This is a genomic window from Acrocarpospora pleiomorpha, assembly GCF_009687885.1.
GTDB lineage: Bacteria > Actinomycetota > Actinomycetes > Streptosporangiales > Streptosporangiaceae > Acrocarpospora > Acrocarpospora pleiomorpha.
On record NZ_BLAF01000043.1, the window covers coordinates 67,128 to 87,544 of the forward strand.

At 65.6% G+C, this 20,417-nt stretch carries 18 protein-coding genes; 7 read left to right on the top strand and 11 right to left on the bottom strand.

Annotated elements, in window-relative coordinates:
• Positions 1-169: 169 nt before the first annotated feature.
• On the bottom strand, positions 170-649 hold the full coding sequence (locus tag Aple_RS32495) for a hypothetical protein (protein ID WP_155348542.1): 480 nt from the start codon (positions 647-649) through the stop codon (positions 170-172).
• Between the two features lie 243 nt (positions 650-892).
• Positions 893-1,057: a hypothetical protein gene (locus Aple_RS32500; RefSeq protein ID WP_155348543.1), complete on the bottom strand. Its 165-nt coding sequence runs from the start codon at positions 1,055-1,057 to the stop codon at positions 893-895.
• 212 nt (positions 1,058-1,269) lie between these two features.
• Between Aple_RS32500 and Aple_RS32505 the strand changes: the two genes are divergently transcribed.
• The gene (locus Aple_RS32505; RefSeq protein WP_155348544.1) at positions 1,270-2,145 is read left to right on the top strand and encodes a bile acid:sodium symporter family protein; all 876 of its coding nucleotides are present in this window, start codon (positions 1,270-1,272) and stop codon (positions 2,143-2,145) included.
• Positions 2,146-2,160: 15 nt separating this feature from the next.
• Here Aple_RS32505 and Aple_RS32510 read toward each other — a convergent pair whose 3' ends face one another.
• The 5 genes from Aple_RS32510 to Aple_RS32530 all read right to left on the bottom strand — a co-directional run bounded on the left by Aple_RS32510 (position 2,161) and on the right by Aple_RS32530 (position 9,560).
• Positions 2,161-5,358, bottom strand: a complete 3,198-nt coding sequence (locus Aple_RS32510) for an ATP-binding protein (RefSeq protein WP_218038597.1) — start codon at positions 5,356-5,358, stop codon at positions 2,161-2,163.
• 186 nt (positions 5,359-5,544) lie between these two features.
• Entirely contained in the window at positions 5,545-5,883 is a 339-nt protein-coding gene (locus Aple_RS32515; RefSeq protein ID WP_155348546.1) for a spore germination protein GerW family protein, read from the bottom strand.
• A gap of 22 nt (positions 5,884-5,905) precedes the next feature.
• Complete coding sequence (locus Aple_RS32520; RefSeq protein ID WP_155348547.1) at positions 5,906-7,528, bottom strand: FAD-dependent oxidoreductase; 1,623 nt, start codon at positions 7,526-7,528, stop codon at positions 5,906-5,908.
• Entirely contained in the window at positions 7,525-8,763 is a 1,239-nt protein-coding gene (locus Aple_RS32525; protein WP_155348548.1) for an MFS transporter, read from the bottom strand. The genes Aple_RS32520 and Aple_RS32525 overlap by 4 nt, the downstream gene beginning before the upstream one ends.
• The gene (locus tag Aple_RS32530) at positions 8,763-9,560 is read right to left on the bottom strand and encodes an alpha/beta fold hydrolase (RefSeq protein ID WP_155348549.1); all 798 of its coding nucleotides are present in this window, start codon (positions 9,558-9,560) and stop codon (positions 8,763-8,765) included. The genes Aple_RS32525 and Aple_RS32530 overlap by 1 nt, the downstream gene beginning before the upstream one ends.
• A gap of 108 nt (positions 9,561-9,668) precedes the next feature.
• On the opposite strand from Aple_RS32530, the gene Aple_RS32535 reads away from it, so the two are divergent.
• The 4 genes from Aple_RS32535 to Aple_RS32550 all read left to right on the top strand — a co-directional run bounded on the left by Aple_RS32535 (position 9,669) and on the right by Aple_RS32550 (position 12,608).
• Positions 9,669-9,884, top strand: coding sequence for a 2TM domain-containing protein (locus Aple_RS32535; RefSeq protein WP_155348550.1), 216 nt, complete (start codon positions 9,669-9,671; stop codon positions 9,882-9,884).
• Positions 9,885-9,887: 3 nt separating this feature from the next.
• A complete protein-coding gene (locus tag Aple_RS32540) occupies positions 9,888-10,460 on the top strand; it encodes a class I SAM-dependent methyltransferase (protein ID WP_246264936.1) in 573 nt (190 codons plus the stop codon).
• Positions 10,461-10,725: 265 nt separating this feature from the next.
• The gene (locus Aple_RS32545) at positions 10,726-11,607 is read left to right on the top strand and encodes a helix-turn-helix transcriptional regulator (RefSeq protein WP_155348551.1); all 882 of its coding nucleotides are present in this window, start codon (positions 10,726-10,728) and stop codon (positions 11,605-11,607) included.
• 71 nt (positions 11,608-11,678) lie between these two features.
• Positions 11,679-12,608 (top strand): SMP-30/gluconolactonase/LRE family protein, encoded by a 930-nt coding sequence (locus Aple_RS32550; RefSeq protein ID WP_155348552.1) that lies wholly within the window; start codon positions 11,679-11,681, stop codon positions 12,606-12,608.
• A gap of 29 nt (positions 12,609-12,637) precedes the next feature.
• Here the strand turns inward: Aple_RS32550 and Aple_RS32555 are convergent, their stop codons facing one another.
• On the bottom strand, positions 12,638-13,177 hold the full coding sequence (locus Aple_RS32555) for a helix-turn-helix domain-containing protein (protein ID WP_155348553.1): 540 nt from the start codon (positions 13,175-13,177) through the stop codon (positions 12,638-12,640).
• 77 nt (positions 13,178-13,254) lie between these two features.
• Between Aple_RS32555 and Aple_RS32560 the strand changes: the two genes are divergently transcribed.
• Together Aple_RS32560 and Aple_RS32565 are read left to right on the top strand one after the other, a co-directional pair.
• Positions 13,255-14,181: an alpha/beta hydrolase gene (locus tag Aple_RS32560; protein WP_155348554.1), complete on the top strand. Its 927-nt coding sequence runs from the start codon at positions 13,255-13,257 to the stop codon at positions 14,179-14,181.
• A 35-nt stretch (positions 14,182-14,216) separates the two neighbouring features.
• Positions 14,217-15,059 carry a CPBP family intramembrane glutamic endopeptidase gene (locus Aple_RS32565; RefSeq protein ID WP_218038598.1) on the top strand — a complete coding sequence of 281 codons (843 nt, stop codon included), beginning with the start codon at positions 14,217-14,219 and terminating at the stop codon, positions 15,057-15,059.
• 1,747 nt (positions 15,060-16,806) lie between these two features.
• On the opposite strand, the gene Aple_RS32570 is transcribed toward Aple_RS32565, so the two are convergent.
• From Aple_RS32570 to Aple_RS32580, 3 genes are all read right to left on the bottom strand, one after another.
• On the bottom strand, positions 16,807-17,532 hold the full coding sequence (locus Aple_RS32570; protein WP_281361631.1) for a DUF6338 family protein: 726 nt from the start codon (positions 17,530-17,532) through the stop codon (positions 16,807-16,809).
• A 400-nt stretch (positions 17,533-17,932) separates the two neighbouring features.
• On the bottom strand, positions 17,933-18,799 hold the full coding sequence (locus tag Aple_RS32575) for a toll/interleukin-1 receptor domain-containing protein (RefSeq protein WP_170321762.1): 867 nt from the start codon (positions 18,797-18,799) through the stop codon (positions 17,933-17,935).
• A gap of 292 nt (positions 18,800-19,091) precedes the next feature.
• Positions 19,092-20,372, bottom strand: coding sequence for a hypothetical protein (locus tag Aple_RS32580; protein WP_155348558.1), 1,281 nt, complete (start codon positions 20,370-20,372; stop codon positions 19,092-19,094).
• Positions 20,373-20,417: the final 45 nt, after the last annotated feature.

Here is a 20,417-nt window from a genome sequence, read left to right on the forward strand (position 1 = left end):
CTCTTAGCGGATTCTCCGCACGCTCCGGTCGGCGGCCAGCCAGGCCCTTTGTCATCCTGCTTGAGCAGGATGGACGCAGCCACATGGTGAGCTTCCCCCGCCAGCGCGTGAACCCGTCGCCGCTGATCGCCTCCGTCACGCTGGGCGCGATGCGCAGCGTGCGGAGCCTTCATCTCATGTTGATCATCTGCAGGAGATGGCACGCACCCTCCATCATGCGACTGCCGCCCTTGCGCGCGGCTATCTCGGCCAGTCCTGGAACATCGACCCGCGCCCCGGCGAAAGTAGCGGCCTTGACCGCGACGGCCAGAAGGTCCACCAGACCAGTCAGTGGTCGCTCTCCTGCTTCGGGCAGCAGGGCGGGAGGCGCGTCGGCCAGGAGGGCCCATGTTTCGTGGTGTGCCCCGCACAGTGCGAGCTCCTCCAGGGCCGGTGTGACCCGGTTGAGCTTCACGACGTCCGCACGGACCAGTTTCCCCAGCGCCCAGCCGAAATCGGCTCCAACGAGTTCTCCACGCAGGGCGAGGATCTTCGCCGCATCGATGGCCCACGCTCGCTGTGCGGGTTGTTTGTGCCCCAGCGCCGTCACGATGGCGCTCGCAGTCGCCCGCCCTACCGGGCCCTCGCCCCGGGCCAGGGTGGTCAGCACCTCCAATTGGGCGCGGACAAGGTCAGTTTCTGGGCGCGGGCGAGAACCTCGGGGTCGACGGATCGAGGCAGGCGGAGCAGAGCCTGACAGAAGTCGAGCGGAAGAGGTTCGTCGTCTCCCAGGAGTTCCAGGCGGCTGACCCAGCGTTCCGGCATCGAGGTGCCCGGTGGGAGCGGTCGGGGTGGCCAGCAGCACCGGGATCGTCCGGCCGGACTCCAGCAGGGCGATATCTTGCCGGCCAGTTCATTCAGGGAATCGATCCCTGGCGGCAGATCGGGGAAGCGAGACCGCCGCCCCCAGGGTGCCGGCCACCGGTGGCTCGGGCAGCGCCGGAGCGACCTCGCCGAAGGCGTCAGCGATCTGACCGAGGAGTTCCGCCGGGAGAGCCGCCGCAGCCTCGCGGATCACGCCAGCGGTTGCCGGGCTCGCGTGGGGTGCCGGCTTGAGCGCCAGCCGTACCGCCCAATCGCGCAGCGCAGGCGTTTCGGTCGCCGGTGGTGGGTTCCATAGCCGTACCGTTCCGTCGAGGCCTGTGTTGTCTGGATTAGCCAGCCCGGAACAACGACAGCTTGCTCCCTGCAGGCTGCCAGAAATTGTCAGTATGCCCGAGAATGTCCGCCATGGATTCCCCATTGGTCCTGGCCAGTCTGCCTTTCGCCCTCGGCATCGTCATGCTCGGCCTGGGTCTCGGCCTGACCCTGGACGACTTCCGGCGGGTGGGCCAATATCCGAAGGCGGCCGTGGTCGCGCTGCTGTGCCAGGTCGTGGTGCTGCCGGCGATCTGCTTTGGCCTGGTGCTGGCCTTCCGGCTCCCGGCGGAGCTGGCGGTCGGGTTGATGGTGGTCGCGGCGTCGCCCGGTGGCCCCACGGCCAACCTGTTCAGTCACCTGTTCGGCGGGAACGTCGCGCTGAACATCACGCTCACCGCGGTCAACTCGGTGCTGGTCGTGGTCACGCTGCCGATCGTGGTGAACCTCTCGGCCGGGTACTTCCTTCCCGGTGGGGCCGCCCTCGGGCTGCAGGTCGACAAGTTGCAGCAGGTCTTCGTGATGGTGCTCGGGCCGGTCGTGGTCGGGATGCTCGTGCGCGCGCTGGCGCCGCAGGTGGCGCGGCGGCTCAACCTTCCCGTCCGGGTGCTGTCAGTTGTGGTCCTGGTCGGGGTCATCTCCGCCGTGCTGTACGGGGAGCGGGAGAACCTCGTCGGCTATTTCGTCTCGGTCGGGCTGGCCGTGCTGGCTTTCAACATCGTGAGCCTGCTGGTCGGCTACGGCGTGCCGCGCCTGACCGGCGTCGACCACCGCGCGGCCACCGCGGCCGGGTTTGAGATCGGCATCCACAACACCGCGCTCGCCATCACGGTCGCGCTGAGCCCGGCCTTGTTGAACAGTGCCGAGATCGCCATCCCGGGCGCGGTATACGGCATTGTCATGTTCTTCACGGCGGCCGGGTTCGGCTGGTTGATCACCCGTCGAGCTCTAATAGGCTCGTCCCAGTGACTGTCCGAAGTGCGGTCAAAGCTCGGCGAGGAACTTCTCGGCGCGGCGGGCGAAGAGGTGAGACTCGCGTTCGTTGGACTGGTCGCGGGCTGTTTCGGCAGCGGCTCGTACGACTTCGGCGGGTTCGCCGCGGGCGTGGAGCAGGCGCGCCCGCAGCAGCAGGACAAGTCCTTCGGCGTAGCGTTGGCCGTAGGCCTCGAGGGCCTGGTCCGCTCGATCGAGGGCGATGGCCGCCTCGTCCGGCCTCCCGGCGGCCAACCACATCTCGGCGATCAGTCCGTGGTGGTACGCGACGCCCCACCGCGGCGGGTCGACCAGCGTCCCGGCCAGGAGCTGTTCGGCCTCCGCCGCGATGCCGGCCGGGTCATCGCCGACGAGGGCACGGGCCCAGTACCAGTTCAGGCGTATGTAGAGCTCTTGCTGGACGGCGGCGCGGCCGGTGCCCACGGCCGTCCAGCGCTCGATCGTGCGTATCACCCAGCCCGCGTCACCGGCCATCGAAGCGATGATGGTGATGTAGTAGGCCCAGGTCGCGACCGCATACTGGTCGTCGGGGCCATTCCACTTGTCGATCATGGTCCCCGCCGTCTCGACGTCACCGTGTAGTGCCGTCACGACGGCCAGCCAGCCGGGCCACTCACCCGAGACGTCACGCCGGATCGGGGTCTCGCTGTGCGCGGAGACGACCCCGTCGAGAAGGGCGGGGTTGTTCTCGCTGAAGCACCGGTATGCCGCGCCGATGTTGCCGATGTCCCACTGGTGCAGGCCCCAGGCTTGCCGGCCGTACACGCGGACGACCGGATCGGAGGACGCCTCCCCTTGGTCGTACAGCCGGCGGACCAGACGAAGGCGGTCCCACTCCAGGAAGGTGTAGGCCCCGAACAGGCGGGCGAAGAGGAGGCCGGCGGCGTCCACCTCCCGGCCGAGTTGGCGGGCCAGGTGTTCCGCACGCTCCAGCAGGTCGAACGTGGTGCCGCCGAACCCGGCTTGCCGACGCGGGGCGATGGCGAGGAGCGAGAGAGCGGAGAGCTCGAGTTCCGGGAGCCCGGCGGCGCGCGCGACCTGGGCGGCCGATTCCAGGTGCCGATCGGCGGCGGCGAACGCGAGCTTGGTCGCCGCGCGACGACCGGCGCGCTTCAACGCCTCCGCCGTACGAACCGGATCGGCGAGGGCCCTGGCGGCCCACAGATGGAAGGCGAGCCGTTCGGTGAAGGACTCGTCGTCCGCTTGGCCTTCTTCGAGCGCGTCCGCGACACGCAGGTGCAGCCGGATGGCCCGCCAATGCGCCGTTGTCTCCGTGACCGATTCGCGAACCAGGTCGTGCGCGAAGCGCCACGAGAACGGGTCCTCCGGCTCCGTTTCGAGCAGGCCGAGCGCGCGCAACGGTTCGAGGCGTTCGAGGCAGTCTGCGACGTCGACACCGGCGGCGCGGGCGAGCAGGCCGAGGTCGACGTCGCGGCCGATCAGCGCGGCGACCTGCAACAGGTCGCGAGCGCTGTCGTCGAGGCCGGCCATGCGATCGCGGACGACGTCTCGCACGGTGGACGGCACCCCGGCCCGGGCCGATGCGTCGCCGTCGCCGAGCGCGCCGCGGTCGCTGAGAAGCCGTGACAGTTCGCGGACGAAGAAGGGATTGCCGGCGGTGCGAACGTGGATGTTGCGGGCGATGTCCGTGCTGGGTTCGTGGCCGGTCTCGCGGCGGATGAGTTCGGCCACGTCGGTCAGGCTGAGCGGGCCGAGTCGGATCCTGCGGTGGCTGGGCAGCCGGCTGGCGGCGGCCAGTACTCGCGAAAGGTCGGAGCCGGGTGTGGGTGCGCGGTCGCGAAGGGCGCCGATGATCGCGGTGCCGGTGGGTAGCCGGCCCACCACGTGGCCGAACAGCTGGAGCGAGGCGGCATCGATCCATTGAAGATCGTCCATGACCAGCAGCATCGGCCGTTCTGCCGAGGCCTGGCCGATAACGGTAACGACCTGCTCGAACAGGCGGAACTGGGCACGGCTGCCGGCAACCGGCGGCGCGGCGTCATCGTCTCCAGCTTCGAGGAGGCGACCGAGTTCGCCGGTCAGCCACTTCTCACGCGCCGGCGCGGGCAGGCTGTCGAGGACGATGGTGAGCGCCTGCTCCCATGGCCACATCGATGGTGTTCCGTCGCCTTCCAGACAGGAAGCCCAGACAACGAGCGCGCCACGCTGGTCCGCGACGGCGGCGGCCTCTTCCAGCAGGCGCGTCTTACCCGCGCCCGGTTCGCCTTCGACGATGCCGAGCCCGGTGCGGCCGGTGAGCGCCGCCTCGATGGCCTGCCGCAGCACGCCGAGTTCCTCGCCCCGGCCGACCAGTCCGGCTGCCTGCCTCGCCGATGCACGGTCACTCTCCGTGCTAGTCATCACCGGCGGCCTCGGGGTCTGCGTCAGCACTCGCAGATGCGCGGCCTGCAGCGCCGGGCCGGGGTCGATGCCGAGCTCCTCGGCGAGGCGGTCACGGACCGCGTGAAACGCTGACAGCGCCTCCGCCTGCCGTCCAGCGGCACCGAGGGTGGTGATGAGGCTGGCATGTACGGGTTCGTGGAACAGCGCCATCGACGCGGCCAGCTGCAACGGCGGGATCACCCGCTCCGGTCGGCGCAACGACACGGCCAGTTCGGCCGCTGCCGCGCAGGCGGCGTGGAACTCGTCGTCGAGGGCTGCCAAGATCGGCATCGCGGTCGATCCGTAGGAAAGCCCATCCCCCGCGGGGCCCTGCCAGAGGCCGAGCGCTTCGACGTAGTAATCGAGCGCCACTTCGCGAGCTTGCTGGGCGAGGGCGGCCTGGCCGGCTTGGCGGAGTTCCCGGAACGTGACGAGGTCCAGCGTGCTGGGGCCGGCACTGAACACGTACGCGTCGCCCCGGCGGTGCAGGTATGTACCGGCTGCCCGGGCGGGGACCGCGGGTTCGAGCACCCGCCGCAATGCCCCGACGTACTTGTGGATGATGTTGAGCGCGCTGGCGGGGGCGTCATCGGCCCAGATCAGGTCGATCAATTCTCTCGTGCTGACCGGACGGCCCACGCGCGCCAGGAGCAGGGCCAGCAGCTGAGCCTGCTGCCGAGGGCCGGCGTCCAGTTCGACGCTATCGCGCCACAGCCGCAACGGACCGAGGATCTGCAGACGCAGCGAACCGGCGCCGGTCGGCAAACCTTCGCCGTCGGGCCGAACGGGATGGGCTGGCCCAGTCACGTCTGTCGACTCCCGGATGGCCATTACAGACTTTGTCCGCTTACAACCCGTTTCGGGTTGCAGTGTGCACCGAGTCTACTGGTCCAGGATTGGTCGTAGAAGGAAGGGTCGGCAGACGCGCCACCTCAAGCCCGTATCGAACAAAATAGCGGAACGCCGCGATCCGGCGCTGAGTGATGGCCTAGATCACGATCGCTGGGCACGCCGACGCACGATGGCGCAGACGGTAACAAGCGCTGCAACGGCGACGAGCTGACTACCTAGAACGATCCTGTTGTAGTCGATCGCGGGGTGCCAGCGGATGATGCCCTTCGTGATGACGAATACGCCGGTCGGTGTGACTCCTACCCCGAAGGCGCCGCCCGAGCCCTCGCCGGGCTGATCCCCGTCCCAGCGACCGCCACCGCCTCCGCCACCGCGGGCCGCGGGAATGACCGTCACACCGTCACAGGTGATGGGATTGCCGAAAGCGCGCCGTACTGTGGCGGCGTCCCGTGCCTTTTCGAGTATGTCAACGACGTCCATTTCTGCTCCTTCTGATGCGGCGTCAATGTCTGGCGAGCACCACGTGTACGGATGAGACTGCGCTCGCGCCCTCGCCGACGGCCGTGGCCACGCGTTTCGTCGAGCCGGAGCGGAGGTCGCCGACCGCGAAGACCCGGGGAGCGCTCGTCTGGAACGGGAGTGGCGTTCCGGACGATCCGGCGGGGAGCCGGCTGTCGGTGAGGATGAAGCCGTCGTCGGCCTTGGCGACGCCGGACAGCCAGCCCGACACCGGGTCGGCTCCAACGAAGCAGAACAGTGCGTGACTGGCCAGCCGCTCCGGCCGCTCGCCCGGCCTCTCCACGGTGATCGAGGCCAGGGAGTCATCACCAGTCAGTTCGCGGACCGTGCTGCCGGCGTGGACTCGGATACGGGGATGTGCACGGATTCTGTCGGTCAGATAGGAGGACATCCGAGCCCCGAGGTCGCGACCGCGGATGATCAAGTCCACCGTCGCGCCGTGGGCGGCGAGGGACAGGGCCGCCTGACCGGCCGAGTTGGCGCCCCCGACGACCGTCACCGGTCGATGCTCGCAGCCTCGGACGTCCAGCTCGGTCGCCGCGTACCGGATACAGCCGGACTTCTCGAACACCGCCCACCGGGGAATGTCGAGACGCCGGTAATGGGCTCCGGTAGCGGCGATCACCGCACGGCACGGAATGCGCACGCCGTCCTCCAGCAGGACGGCCGGCCGTCGATCATCGGAGAGATCGAGACCTGCCACCGCGCAGGGCGAGTGGATTCGCACACCGAACTTGAGTGCCTGGACCATCGCCAGTCGCGTCAGGTTCGCCCCACTGACCCCGTCGGGGAAGCCCAGGTAGTTCTCGATGCGTGAGCTCTTGGCAGCCTGACCGCCGAGCCCTGTTCGGTCCAGCAGTACGGTGGCAAGGCCCTCGGACGCCCCGTACACGGCGGCGGCCAAACCCGCCGGACCGGCGCCCACGACGACGAGGTCGACCGGACGTTCGTCGGCCCGGTACGTGAGGCCGAGTGCCTGCGCGACTGTTCCAGGAGTCGCGCGCCGCACCACCGAACCGTGGGCGATCGCAGCCGGAAGGTCGTCCGGAGTGAGCCCGGCCGATGTCATCAGCGAGCCTCCGGCGGGCGAGTTCGCACTGCGCCAGGTATGGGGCAGAAGCATCTGCGTCACGTAGGTGCGCAACTCCACGGTATCCGCGGCGTCCGGCTGACCGACGATCTCCAGGACGCCGCCGGCCGCCGACCGGATGACCTCGCGCCGCTCCCGGAACGCCGCGAGCAACAGGTCGGCGATGTCGTCCTGTTCGGCGAGGGCCTGACGCAACTTCGCCATCCGGATCCGGACGACCGTCCCGGTGGAGACCACTCGGGCGGTCAGGTAGACGTGCTGACGTGTCAACAGGTTGAGCTCGCCGAGGAAGTCCCCGGGGCCACCCTGGTAGATCAGGCGCTCCGGCTCCATCGCCGTCGCGTCTCTGACGATGTCCACAGCCGCCGTCAGAAGCAGGAAGAAGTCATAGGAGTCGTCGCCGGACACGTACAGATGCCGACCGTCCTCGACGTGTTCCACCTCGCCGTACTCGGCGAGCCGACGGAACTGCCCGTCGTCCAGGACCGGCCCGCGCGGCCCGACACCGTCGTTCATGTGGTGACTCCGTCATGCCGGACCGGAACGCTCGGTCGAGCGACGGTCACGACGTACAGGAGCAGACCGGCGGACGTCAGAACGAAGCCGGCCCAGACGGTGGACAGGGTTCCCCAGCCGGCTTCGAGGGTGACCGCGCCGCCGAGCGCTCCGAGGGAGTTGGCCAGATTGAGGGCGGCCAGGTTGAGCGCGCCCATCAAGGTCGGAGCGTCCGGCGCGAATCCGGTCAACCGGACCTGGATGGTGGGGATCGCGAACATCATGGTCGCTCCGACGCCGAACAGGCAGGGCAGCAGTATCAGCAGGTTTTCACCGGCCACGCCGATCAGCGCCAAGAGCGCCAGGACACCGCCGTATCCCCAGGTCAGCCCCCGGTGCTCGGATCGGTCGGCGACACGTCCCCCGAGATGGTTGCCGACTGCCATGCCGAGGCCGAAGACGGCGAGCGCGATCGGGATGAGCGCGGCGTCCTGCCGCGCCGCGTCGGTGACGAAGGGGCCGATGAACGTGTAGACGGCGAAGATGCTGGAGATGCCGAGCGCCGCGACGGTGACCATCAGCCAGACGTTGAGCCGGCGCAGGCCGTGCAGCTCGTTCCTGACGGGGCTGCCGTGCAGGTCGTCCGTACGGGGCAACCAGGCGACCAGGGCGACGCCGGCCAGCAGGCCGATGGCGACCACGGTCCAGTACATGGCGCGCCAGCCGGCGTGCTGGCCGATGAAGGTGCCGAGCGGCGACCCGGCGATGGTGGCGAGGGTGAGTCCCCCCATCACGGTTGCGAACGCTTTGCCGCCCTTGCCGGGTCCGTACACGTACGCGGCGACGACGGCCCCGGCGCCGAAGAACGCGCCCTGCACGCTACCGGTGACGAATCGGAAGACGACGAGCAGCGCGATGTCCGGCGCCAGCGCGGACAGCACGTTGCCGGCCAGGAAGAGCACGACCAGGCCGAGCAGCAGTGTGCGCCGGTTGACCCGGGCGGCGAGCAGGGTGATGGCCGGAGAGCCGACCACCACCCCGAAGGCGTACGCGGTGATCGCATGTGTGGCGACCGGGATCGACACGTCCAGGTCGACGGCGAAGAGCTGGATGATGCCGTTGCTGCCGAACTCGCCGGTGCCGATCGCGAAGGTGCCCAGTGCCAGCGCGAACAGAGCGAGCCTGGGGTTGCCGACGGGCGTCCTGTGCCGTTTCTCCTCGGCCGCGCATTGGCCTTCATACGCTCGCGTGTGCATCAGTGTGCGGCGCGTTTGATGAGGTCGGCCGCCGCGGCGGGCTGCGAGATCATCGCGACGTGAGAGGCGTTGATCTCACGAATTTGTGATCCGGCCCGCCGCGCCATGAACCGCTGGGCCTCGGCGGGCAGCACCTGGTCGTTTCTGGCGACCAGGTAATAGGAAGGAATGGTCTTCCACGCCGGGGCGCCGGACGGCTCTCCGAGCGTGCGCGCGTCGGCGGGCCGCTGACCGGCGTGCATCAGATCCGTGGTCGACTTCGGCACGTCACCGGCGAAGACGTTCCGGAAGAACTCCTTCTTGATGTATCCGTCGACGAGGCCCTCATCATAGGGACGGAAGTCCAGCGCCGCCTCGTTGAGCTTGCTTCCTGGAAACTTCGTCTGCAGTTGCAGCAGCGACTCGCCCTCGTCGGGGGCGAACGCGGCCACATAAACCAGCGCTTTCACATTCGGATTGCCGGCTGCGGCGTTCGTGGCGACAATCCCTCCATAGGAGTGCGCGGCCACGATGATCGGGCCGCTGAGCGTGGCGAGGATGGAGGCCAGGTAGGCGGAGTCGGTGGCCACGCTCCGCAGCGGGTTCGCCGGAGCAATGACCGGAAAGTCGTCGCGTATGAGCCGGGCGGCGACGTCGTTCCAGCCGGAGGCGTCGGCGAACGCGCCGTGCACGAGCACCACGGTGGGCTTGGGCTTGGCTCCCGGCCGGGGATGCGCCAGCGCCTCGGACGTTCCCAGCAGAACGCCGGTCGCGACCGCGGCGGATCCGGCGAGCACCGCTCGACGAGTCGTGGTCATGATGTGAACCTTTCACCTAGATGTGCGGTCAATGTAGATCGCGGGCACTGGACGATTACTGAACGGGCGATTCACTCGTCATCAAGTACGCCGATCTAGCCTGCGGTCATGAAATCAACGAAAAGCGAAAGCGCCCAGAAATGGGGCCTGCGGTGGCACCTGCTCTTCTACGTCCTGGGCAATCTGGCCCAGGTCATCGTGTGGTGGATCTACAACCCGGACCACTTCTTCTGGCCTTTGTGGTCGATAGTCTTCTGGGGCATCGGGCTGGCGTTCCACTACTGGAGCGTCTATTCGCCGCCCAAATCGAATACTCAGTACTGAGCCGTGTCGTTTCTTCTCGAATTCCTGCGCGCTCCCATGACGGTCGGCGCGGTCACACCGAGCAGTCCGGCGCTGGCCAGGGCGGCGACGGCGGTGGTGCCCCGGACCGGCTCCCCGGTCGTCGTGGAGCTCGGCCCCGGCACCGGCGCCTTCACCGGTGCCGTCCAGCGGCGCCTGGCGGGACACGGCCGGCACATCGCCGTCGAGATCAATCCGCGGTTCGCGCGGCGGCTGGCCACCCTCCATCCGGCCGTCGACATCGTGACCGCGGACGCGGCCGACCTCGCCGCGGTGCTGGCTCAGCACGGGCTCAGCCAGGCCGATGTCGTGGTCAGCGGCCTTCCGTGGGCGGCGTTCACCGAGAACCGGCAGCGCGACGTGCTGTCCGCGGTGGCCGCCGCGCTGCCACCGCACGGCGTGTTCACCACCTTCGCGTACGTGCACGCCCGGTGGGCCCCGCCCGCCCGGGGGCTGCTGCGATCCTTGCGGTCGCGGTTCGACGAGGTCGTCATCAGCCGGACAGTGTGGGCCAACCTGCCGCCCGCGCTGGTCTACTACTGCCGTCGCCCCCACTGAATCAGCTCGGCAAGCAGCTGCCGAGGCCCGGCGCCCAGCTCGACACCATCCCGCCAGAGCCGCAACGGACCAGAATCTGCAGCCGCAGATGTCCGCGTACTGCGGGGCGACATGCCGCGGTTCCAGCGGATTGGTGGTGTCAATGACGACGCCGGCGCTTCGACCGCAGGGGGCTTGTGCCGCCGCACTTCCGCCACGACCGAGACCGTGCCTATCCCTGTCGGAGTGTGGCTGGGCCGAGAACCGGCCGCGAATAATGTGAGCCATGAACACCAGACGGCAGCTCGGGGAGTTCCTCCAGACAAGGCGCTCCCAGCTGCGACCCGAGGACGTGGGGGTGGCCACCTACGGTGACCGGCGCCGGGTCCCCGGGCTGCGTCGGGAGGAACTGGCGCTGCTGGCCGGCGTGAGCGCGTCGTACTACTCACGGCTGGAGCAGGGCCAGGCGCCCAACGCCTCCCCCGAGGTGCTCGACGCGCTGGCCCGCGCCCTGCGCCTGGACGACGCGGAACGCCGGCACCTGCATGAACTGGCCGCCGGTGGGCGCCGCCAGGGCGCCGTCCGCCCGCCCGCTCCCGAACAGGTCAGCCCCGCGACGCGTCAGCTGGTCGCGATGCTGGGTGACGTGCCCGTGCTGGTGCTCGGCCGGCGCGGCGACGTGCTGGCGTGGAACACACCAGGCCACGCCCTGTACGCCGGCCATCTGGCCCTGGACGGCCCGGACACGCCACAGCGGCGCCCCAACATGGCCCGCCTGGTTTTCCTGGACGCCCACACTCGCGACCTCTACACCGACTGGCCCGCCAAGGCCCGGGGCGTGGTGGCGACCCTGCGGATGGCCTCCGGCCGCCACCCGGACGACCCGCTGCTGACCGCACTGGTCGGAGAGCTGACGGTCAAGAGCCCGGAGTTCGCCACGATGTGGGCCGACCACCGCGTCAAGACCGGCGGCGACACGGTCTACGAGATGCGGCACCCGCTGGTGGGCACCATGCGGGTGACCCAGCAGACCCTGCGGACCACCGATGACCAGGCGGTGGTCGTCGCCACCACCGAACCCGGCTCGCCCTCGCACTCCGCGATGACGTTGCTCGTCCACAGCGTGCTGACCGGGCAGGCCTCCCGGCGCACCCGAACGACCACCTGACCCCGCACGTTCCCCCGGCGCTCCGACCGGAGCGCCCGATGCCGCACGCCCTCATACAGACAGGACCAGGTATGCGCACCAGATTGCTCGCCCTCGCGATCACCGCCGGAATCGGCCTGACGACCGCGTCCCCGTCGAACGCGGCGACGTCCCGGACAGCGGTGCACTTCGACCTGGCGAAGGGCCAGCAGCCGGAGAACATCGCCCTCGCCCCGGACGGCACGGCCTATGTCACCTTCGCCGCCGCCCGCCAGGTCGCCGCCATCAGCCCGAAAGGCATGATCCGGATCCTGGCGACCCTCCCCGCCCCGGCTGACGGCGGCGCACCGGCCCTCGGGTTCGCCCTGACCACCGGCATCGTCCGCACCACCGACGGCACGCTCTATTTCCTGTACGCCAGCGGCGACCCCGCGACCACCGGCCTCTACCGGCTACGTCCCGGCCGGAATCCGCACCGGATCGCCGCGCTCCCAGCGAACGGCCTGCCCAACGGCCTGGCCTACGACGAACCGGCGAAGACCTTCTACCTCACCGACTCAGTCCTCGGCTCCATCTCCACGGTTCCCCTGTCCGGAGGCACCGCCCGGACCTGGTCGTACGCGCCGGAACTCGCTGCGGCCGGATTCCTCGGCGCCAACGGCATCAAGGTACGACACGGCGCGATCTGGGCCACCAATCTCGACAGGGGCACCCTGCTCCGAATCCCGATCAGACAGGGCCGCCCCGGACCCGTCCAGGTCAAAGCCACCGGCCTGGCCGGCATTGATGACATCGCCTTCACCGGAAACCGTGACGACCAGGTCATCGCGGCCCTCAACGCGCCGAACAAGGTCGTCCGAATCGACACGGACGGCCGTGCCGTGACCCTTCTCACCGCCGGACTCCAGAACCCCACCTCGGTAGCGGTACGCGGCCGGACCCTCTACGTGCTCAGCGCCGCCTACCTCACCGCCAAAGACCCCAACCTGATCCTGGCCACCATTGGAGCGCGACATGCATGAGCCGTTAAGGAATGGGCACCCTTCAGCCGCTACTGACCGCTCGCCGTCCTGTCCGGCAGGACGACAAGGCTGACGATGCGGCGGGTGCGGCCCTCGCCCTCGGCCTGACCGACCCGGGTGACGACCGCCTGCTCGATCTCCTCGATCATCGCGGCGAACTCGTCATCGGTCAGGCAGACGGCCGCCTGCCGGTAGATCACGCCGTCGGCAGTGGGATCGGCGTCCTCATGGCCGAGGTAGCGCTCGAAATCCGCCAGCAACGAGGTGACGAACGCGGTGAACGCCCGCCGGTGGTCCTCCTGTGTCATGGCCGCCCGCGCCGCCGGATCGATCACCGCCTTCTCCCCGCGTACCCGGTAACTGCGCACCACGATGCCGCGTACCCGGGTCTCCTCCGCCACCTCCAGCACTCCCGCGTCGGTCAGCAGGGCGATGTGCCGGTACATCGTCGCCGGGGCGATGTCGGGCAGGCGGTCACGCAGCTGGTTGGTGGTCAGCGGATCGGTGTCGAAGAGCGCTTGCAGGATGCGCATCCGTACGGGGTGCAGGAGAAGGTCCGCGGTCGGCATGCACAAATTCTCTCACATACGATAACGTTCTCAATATTGAGAATGTCACCAAAGATGAGAGATGTGGTGAGCGGGACATGCGCGATGTCGACCTGACAGCCATCGCAGACGACGGACTGCCGCTGGGCGGCACGTTGACCCTGCCCTCGGGACGCGGCCCGCACCCGGCCGTCCTCCTCCTGCACGGCTCCGGCCGGCTGGACCGCGACGCCAACACCAGCCGGCTCCGCATGAGTCTCGGCCCACCGCTGGCCGCCGCCCTCGCGGAGCGCGGGATCGCCACTCTGCGGTATGACCGGCGTGGCGTCGGCGCCACCCCCGGCGACTGGCTGGCCACCGGATTCACCGACAACCTCCGCGACGCCACCGCCGCCTTACGCACCCTGGCCGCACGACCCGACATCCGGGCCGACGCGATCGGCGTGGTCGGGCACAGCGAAGGCGCGCTCCACGCCATGTCTCTCGGCAGCCATCCCCAGGTCGCGGCGGTGGTGCTGCTGGCCGGATTCGCCCGATTGGGTGAGGACGCTCTGCGCCGGCAGGCCTCGATGCTCGCCCGCGACCTCCCGGCGCTCCTACGACCGCTGATGCCCGCTCTACGAGCCTTCGCCACCCGGCAACTGACCCGGATCAAGGCGACCCGCGCGGATGTGACCCGCGTCGCCGGGCGGCCGATCAACGCGCGCTGGATGCGCGAGCTGCTGATTCACGACCCACGCCTCGACCTGGCGGACATCAAGGTCCCCGTCCTGGCGATCACCGGCGGCAAGGACATCCAGGTCGACCCCGCGGACCTGGAGGAGATCCGCAGGCTCGTTCGTGGCGAGGTCGAGATCCACCTGGTCTCCGACCTCACCCACCTGTTACGCCGTGACCCCGGCCCCGCCTCGGCGCGCTCCTACCCCCGGCTGCTGCGTCAGCCGGTCGACCCCGATCTGCTCACCCAGGTAGCCGCCTGGCTCGCCCACCGACTCCATCCCACGGATTCCCTCAGGCTCCGTTGAGACTTCCTCCCCCAACACCCATGAAAGGGAACAGCGTGACCACCACCCCCTCCGCCGGCCAGAAAAACGGCCTTGCCCTCTTCTTCACCGTCACATTCGCGTGGACCTGGGCGTTCTGGCTTGTCGCGATCACACTCGGTGGATCGCCGATGAGTTCCCCCACCGTCATCCCGTATCTCCTCGGCGGCTTCGGCCCGGTGATCGGCGCGATGGCGATCCGAGCCCGCCGGGCCCGCCGCCGTCTACCCATCCCCGCCCACACGGTGCGACTACGGCTCGGCGCTCACCTGTTATGGGTGCCGCTCCTGCTGGTGCTGGCACCGGCGACCGTCCTGGCGGGCGCGCTACTCGCGCCCCTTCTGGGCGGCCCCGAGGTGAGCCTGACAGCCGGGCAGAGCCTGATCGCGACCATGGGCGGAGTCGTGCCGTTCATCGTCAGCATGCTGGTCGCCGGCCCGCTGGCCGAGGAACCCGGCTGGCGCGGCACGGCCTACCCGCGCGTGCGCGCCTCACTGGGCCGTGTTCAGGCCAGCCTGTTACTGGGCGGAGTCTGGGCGATCTGGCATCTGCCGCTGTTCTTCATCTCCGGCACCGTACAGAACGAATTCGGCCTGATCAGCTGGAGCGGCCTGCTGTTCAGCCTCACTGTCTTCCCGATGGCCCTGCTGACCGGGTACGCCTACGAGCGCGCCGGCGTCATCGCATCGATCGCCGTCCACTTCGGCGTCAACGCGACGATGGCACTGCTAAGCGTGAGTTCACCGGTGACGCAAGCACTCATCCTGGTGGTACAGATCATCCTCACCACCGCGCTGCTCGCCTCGCGGCGAGACAGCAGGTCCCAGCCCGCGGTTCACGCAGTTCCCCTCTCGCGATAGCAGCCCGGCAGTCGCAAGCATCTTTGGAACCCATTCTTCATGCCAGCCCCAAGCCGCCGCCGGTGCGCTGTCCGCGTTTCGGGCGCGGGAAGGTACACCCCCTTCCCAGTAGATCCACAGGTCTTCAGCATTGCTCCACCTCGGCACTGCGCGCGACTGATACGCCGAGAGATCCTCGAACCCCGACGGATCATCGTGACGAGGCCGAGGAATGCTGCGACACTCAGCTCATGGCTACAGTCGTCGGGCGTGCCCTTGCGTTCGTGGCAACGGGTTTGGCACTTCTCGCCGGTCTCAGCTTGATGATCCGGGGAGCGTTTGGCGATGATTCCTTCTGGGGGCCCATCGTATCTACCTTGGTGGCCATGCTGTTCTCTCAGTACTTGGCCCGCGGCTTAATCCGGATGTGGCGGCAGCGCAGGTCAGCGAATGGCGCTACAGGAGAGGCAAGCGAAGGGCAAGGACATCTGTAAATCCGTCGGCTCAGCCTACCCAGGTTCGAATCCTGGACTTGCCACCAGCAGGAAAGAAGCCCCTGACCAGCAGAGATGCCGGGTCAGGGGCTTCTGTGTTCTTGGTCCGTGAGTACCCGTGATTTCCCTTGGGTGACCGCAGAAAAGGGCACGCGCAGGGCACGGCTGCGGCTCGCATCTCCGCTCGTGGCTCTCGACGTTCATCCGCGGGTGGCTATGCGAATCCTTCGCCACAGCCAGATCTCGGTCACGATAAACATTTACAGCGAGGTCTCGTCAGAGGACACGCGGAAGGCGCTCCAACGGCTGGGAGAACAGCTCGATTCGTAGCGGTTGCTGTATATCGCTGCTGTACGACGTCAAAAGGGCCACTTCCTGATCATGGGGAGTGGCCCTTGAGCTGGGGTGGAGCCTAGGAGATTCGAACTCCTGACATCCTGCTTGCAAATCGGTCGGATCACCCGATTCATAGGCGCTGACCTGCGCCGGGGTTCATCCGAGAGTGACCGTGGTTGACCGCCGCTGACCGCCCTTAATGGCACGCTAATGGCACGACGATGACGGCTGCGGCATGTCGCGAACACCCGTCTGTTCGCCAGCTCCTGATCTTCCTCATCCTCCTCATAGCTGCCGATTCCTAGGGCGAGCGCGCTGCGTCAAGGGTCAGCGAAGCTGATCGCGAAGCGACGCCGCAGGCGCCCTTGACTCGGTGGGCTGGCCCAGGACAATCGATCAGCGAGGCTGGCTGGACCACCCGTCCGACAGCTGAACCCAGCCCATCATGTACGCCTGACCAGAGGGCCGGGACCACCCAGGGCGGACACATGCGCCGCGTGCCGTGCCCCATCCCGGACCCTTTTGTACCGCCCATCCGATTCGGGAATCCCTTCGGCCATGCTCAACGTATACATTGGTCCGTCGTTCACCCCGACCACGGCTTGACGATCATGAAGGAGGTCAGCCGGGAAACGCAAGGTTGGGATCGAAGCAAGATCCCGATCGTGCAGTTATCTGTCCCCGCCTACTTCTGTCAGTCCCTTTGGGACTGTCGAGAATTCTGTCGGACCCCTGTGGGAGCGTTGATGCGAGGGCGTCATATGTGTTGACGCCCGCCGTTCCGAGTTCAGGAGGTTCAAAAGTGACGGAGAGGCGAAATGCACGGCTGACTGAAGGCCAACGGCCTGTGACCCGTGTGCAAAACGGTCAGCGGCCGGTCAAGCTGGTAATTCAGCAGGTCGGGGGCGAGACTCACGGTCAGCGGCCAGTTACGACGGTTACGGTGCAGACGACTCCGCCGCCCCCACCGCAGGTGCCGGACAAGTAGCAGGAGGAGGTGACGGCGGGTAAGTGATGAACATCGTCACGATCCTTCGGGCAGAGATGCAGACGGCAGATGCCGAATGCTCTTTGATCTCCTCGCTCGTCGCCCCGCGGTGCCTGATCGGGGCTAGCAGTATCAGGTCCCGATCAGGAGCGTCCTCTGAGAGCGAGTTAAAGGAAGACAGAAGCCCGTCGATATAGGAACCGTCCTCCAAAGTGCACCCGACGTAGATATGGGAAGCTTGCGGAGGGACCTTGCGGTTCGGGTAGTCCTCAAAGAGAGTCCACCAAGCCGAAGAGGTGGAGGGGTGAGGGAAAGGTCCCGCGACCCAACGCAACGGACGCCTCGCCCGAAGCTTGGGCAACGCGAGCGCGAACGCCACTGCGGTTGCGAGGAGCAACAGTCCTAGAAACCACATCGTCAAGAGCCCAGGTCGGGCCTCGAAGTACTTCTGAGGTTCCTTGATCAGTCGATCGACGTCGAGCGCCCGTGACCAAAGGGGCCAGGTCGCTATCAGCACGCCAAGCTCGGTAAACACGCTGATAGCAACCGCAGAAGCCGTTTCGCGAAGGGCGGGTAGCTTCCGCTCCACCCCGAACCGCTCTCGGATGACCGTGTATACAAAGCCGGGAAGCAGCAGTACCACGAACAGCAGCAAGCCGGACAACGATGTGGGCATGGAGCACCTCCACGTGTGAACCTATCCCTCCGATGCGTAGCGCTCTGCCAGTGTTGAGCTTTTGGCCGACTCCTCAGCCTCACAAGAGGCAGCGCATGAGGTGCCCTGCACCTGCCCGTGTTCACGGGTCTGTTCAGCAGCAAAACAGAGGGGACTTGAACCGTTCGCGCTCCCATGGACGCCCTTGAACTTCAATAGGGATTACAACTAGCTGGCCCAGGCTGAGCTGATCTCTTCCTTATCAGGACCACCCCGAGCGTGATCAGTAGACTGTAACCCGACCATGACCACGCGTGGGCGGATGTAGACGTGTGGCGTTATGCGCGTCTGTTGCAGTTGGTCGCTGAGCCAACGGGATCATGTACGCCTACAAGCCCTTGCGCAAGTTTGATGGGCATCTTCAGCTATCTTCAGCGACCTCGCTGGCATTTAGTAGCAGCTTATCAAAATCAACCAAGGCGCTCACGAGCCATTCGGGTGCCTTTGCAACAAAAGAGGCATCGACTTCTCCGAAACTGGCCCCAAGGAGTTGTTTGAATACCTCCTTCTTTTCTTCTGGAGTCAGAGAGAATTTATTGCACGTCGAGAGGTATGCACCAGAAATTCGTTCCCAGATGCGGATCTCCCGCTCTCTAAAATCCGGATGATCTCTCTGGAAGTCGGCCACCGCAGACTCCCATGATCCGGGGAACACCTCGGCAAGCACGTTTCGTATCAAGCGGATTCTCTGCAGCTGTGACTGTTTTAGCGGCTCTCTCAATACAGGCCATTTTGCGAGTTTGGCGATTTGGCGCTTCTCGACTTTACCTTGAATGCTGCGAATCAGAGCTAGTCGACGGGAAAGTTGCGTATACTTCTCTGGCACTGCGACGCGCATGACTTCCACGGCGACATGCATGAAAGATCTATCGGTCGCCGAGAGGGCGAACTTATCTGCGAGACGTGGGCTATATCTCAGGACGTCTTCATGAGATACGTTGTACCAGATTGGAATCATTCTCTTGCCATTTCCAACTTCTAGTGCAACTAGACTCCTGAACTCGTACTCGGGCCAAGGCTTTCTAATGAAGCTCGGACTGATAACCACTAGCCCGTATGTGGAATCGTTCAATCCTTTATCTATGGACGACGAGAGGCTATCCCCGACCACCAGGCTAAATTCGTCATACCAGACATCAACCCCTAGCATGCTGAAAGTATCGGCGAGTGGGCGTACAAATTCCTTCTTGTCTTCGGAAGCATGGGAAATGAATAGATCGTAGTCCACTTGATCTCCTCCATAGCTAGTGGTGATCTCGGTGAGGCAAGCTAGACGCAAGGCGTTTCGCGCGTTCGTTGCAGTACCCGTTGCAGCACCTCCGCCAACCATCGTCATCCCATTCCGTTGGGCTGGGGCTGAGGAACGAAGTCCCAGACCGCCGATCGCCCCCGACCACCTACGCTGGCTAACCGCAGTCAGGCGATCGTGAGGGGAGCATCGGCAAGACAGGTGGCCACCCATCCCGCGATGAATGGCGCGATCACAATCAAATCCTTCTCACCCTCCTCAAAATCTGGTGCTATATGATTTTTCCGTGAACGATTACTACTTGTTCGGAACAGAATCTGAGTAGGGGTATCTCCCGGGAAAGCTCCAAGTCGTTTACAAATGGGAAATATTTTGGCCTTGTGCCATCTTTTGCATGGACGAGCGAGTTCCTGGTTTGATATATTCGCTTCGCCAGCGCCTTCTTGATCCTTTCCCCTTCGGTTGCACCTAGGTCAGTCAGGACATTCTCCGAGAATGAAGGAGAGTTGGCCTTGTAGTAGTCGATTAGCTGAGGATCATATGAATTAAGATCGGCAACCAATCGCCCTATGTCTATGTATCGATCAAGCACAAGAAAGAGGGATCTTTGTTCGTCCACTCCACCCTCATCGCGCACCTGTCTTTGAGAGTTTGTGATGATTTTGATCATTCCCTGAACATCTTTAGATCTCTTCAGGGAAAAGGATGGGTCGGCCACCTTTCTTCGCACTTGCTCCACAAGGTCATCATTAAATACCTTCTCGAAAAAATGCTCCATGATATGATAGTATGAGATGTATTTCAGCATGGGACTATCTGCTGAAATTGCGAGCTGATAATGGTGAATCAAGTCTGAATTGTAGACCATTCTTGGCGCGTCCATAATTCCTGAGGCCCGACCGCGCCGACGCGCATCGCGTGCTCCCAAGACCTGACCCAGATCTGATGCAATGATGTAGGAAACGTCATAGTTGTAGGCCAGCTCAAAAAGAAATGATTCTGCAATTTCCTTAAAGTCGGCTCGCGGTTTGGCGGACCTAATTTTTAGGGTAGTGACAATTTCCGTGTTGGCCAAAATATCCTGTAGAGATGGAGCAGAATCACCTGCTTCCTTTGGTCTCGAAAAGCCGTAAGAATCCCGCAAGCGTCGGCGCACATGCATGAATCGCGACGATGGCTTTCTTTTCTCTGTCCTGATGACATGGAGTGTATTGATGATGAATGCCAGCGAAGGGCCCCCGATTGAGTAGGTGATCCCATTCTCACCTTGAGACGAGATCTCTCCTAGGTCTCGCACCATCGAGCGGATATTATTTTCTACGAGCAGACACTCAAAGCCATCCTCCCGAAGCAAGTAGGCGTTGCACTCGGTTTTTGCTTTATTGAGCACTGCCACCGCTGCGTCTATCTCGGCAAGCTCTATCCTCGAGACGGAATTATCGCGACTAATGAATATGGGATTCGCAAGTATTATCTGACTTTCCGTAAGCGCATCAACGTTTATTAGGAGCTTTAGTGCCTCGATGGCATCATCGCGTGTGATCTCGCTCACGGAATTGCTTGCCAATCTTATGGGGGGCTTGACAGCTAACCGTTG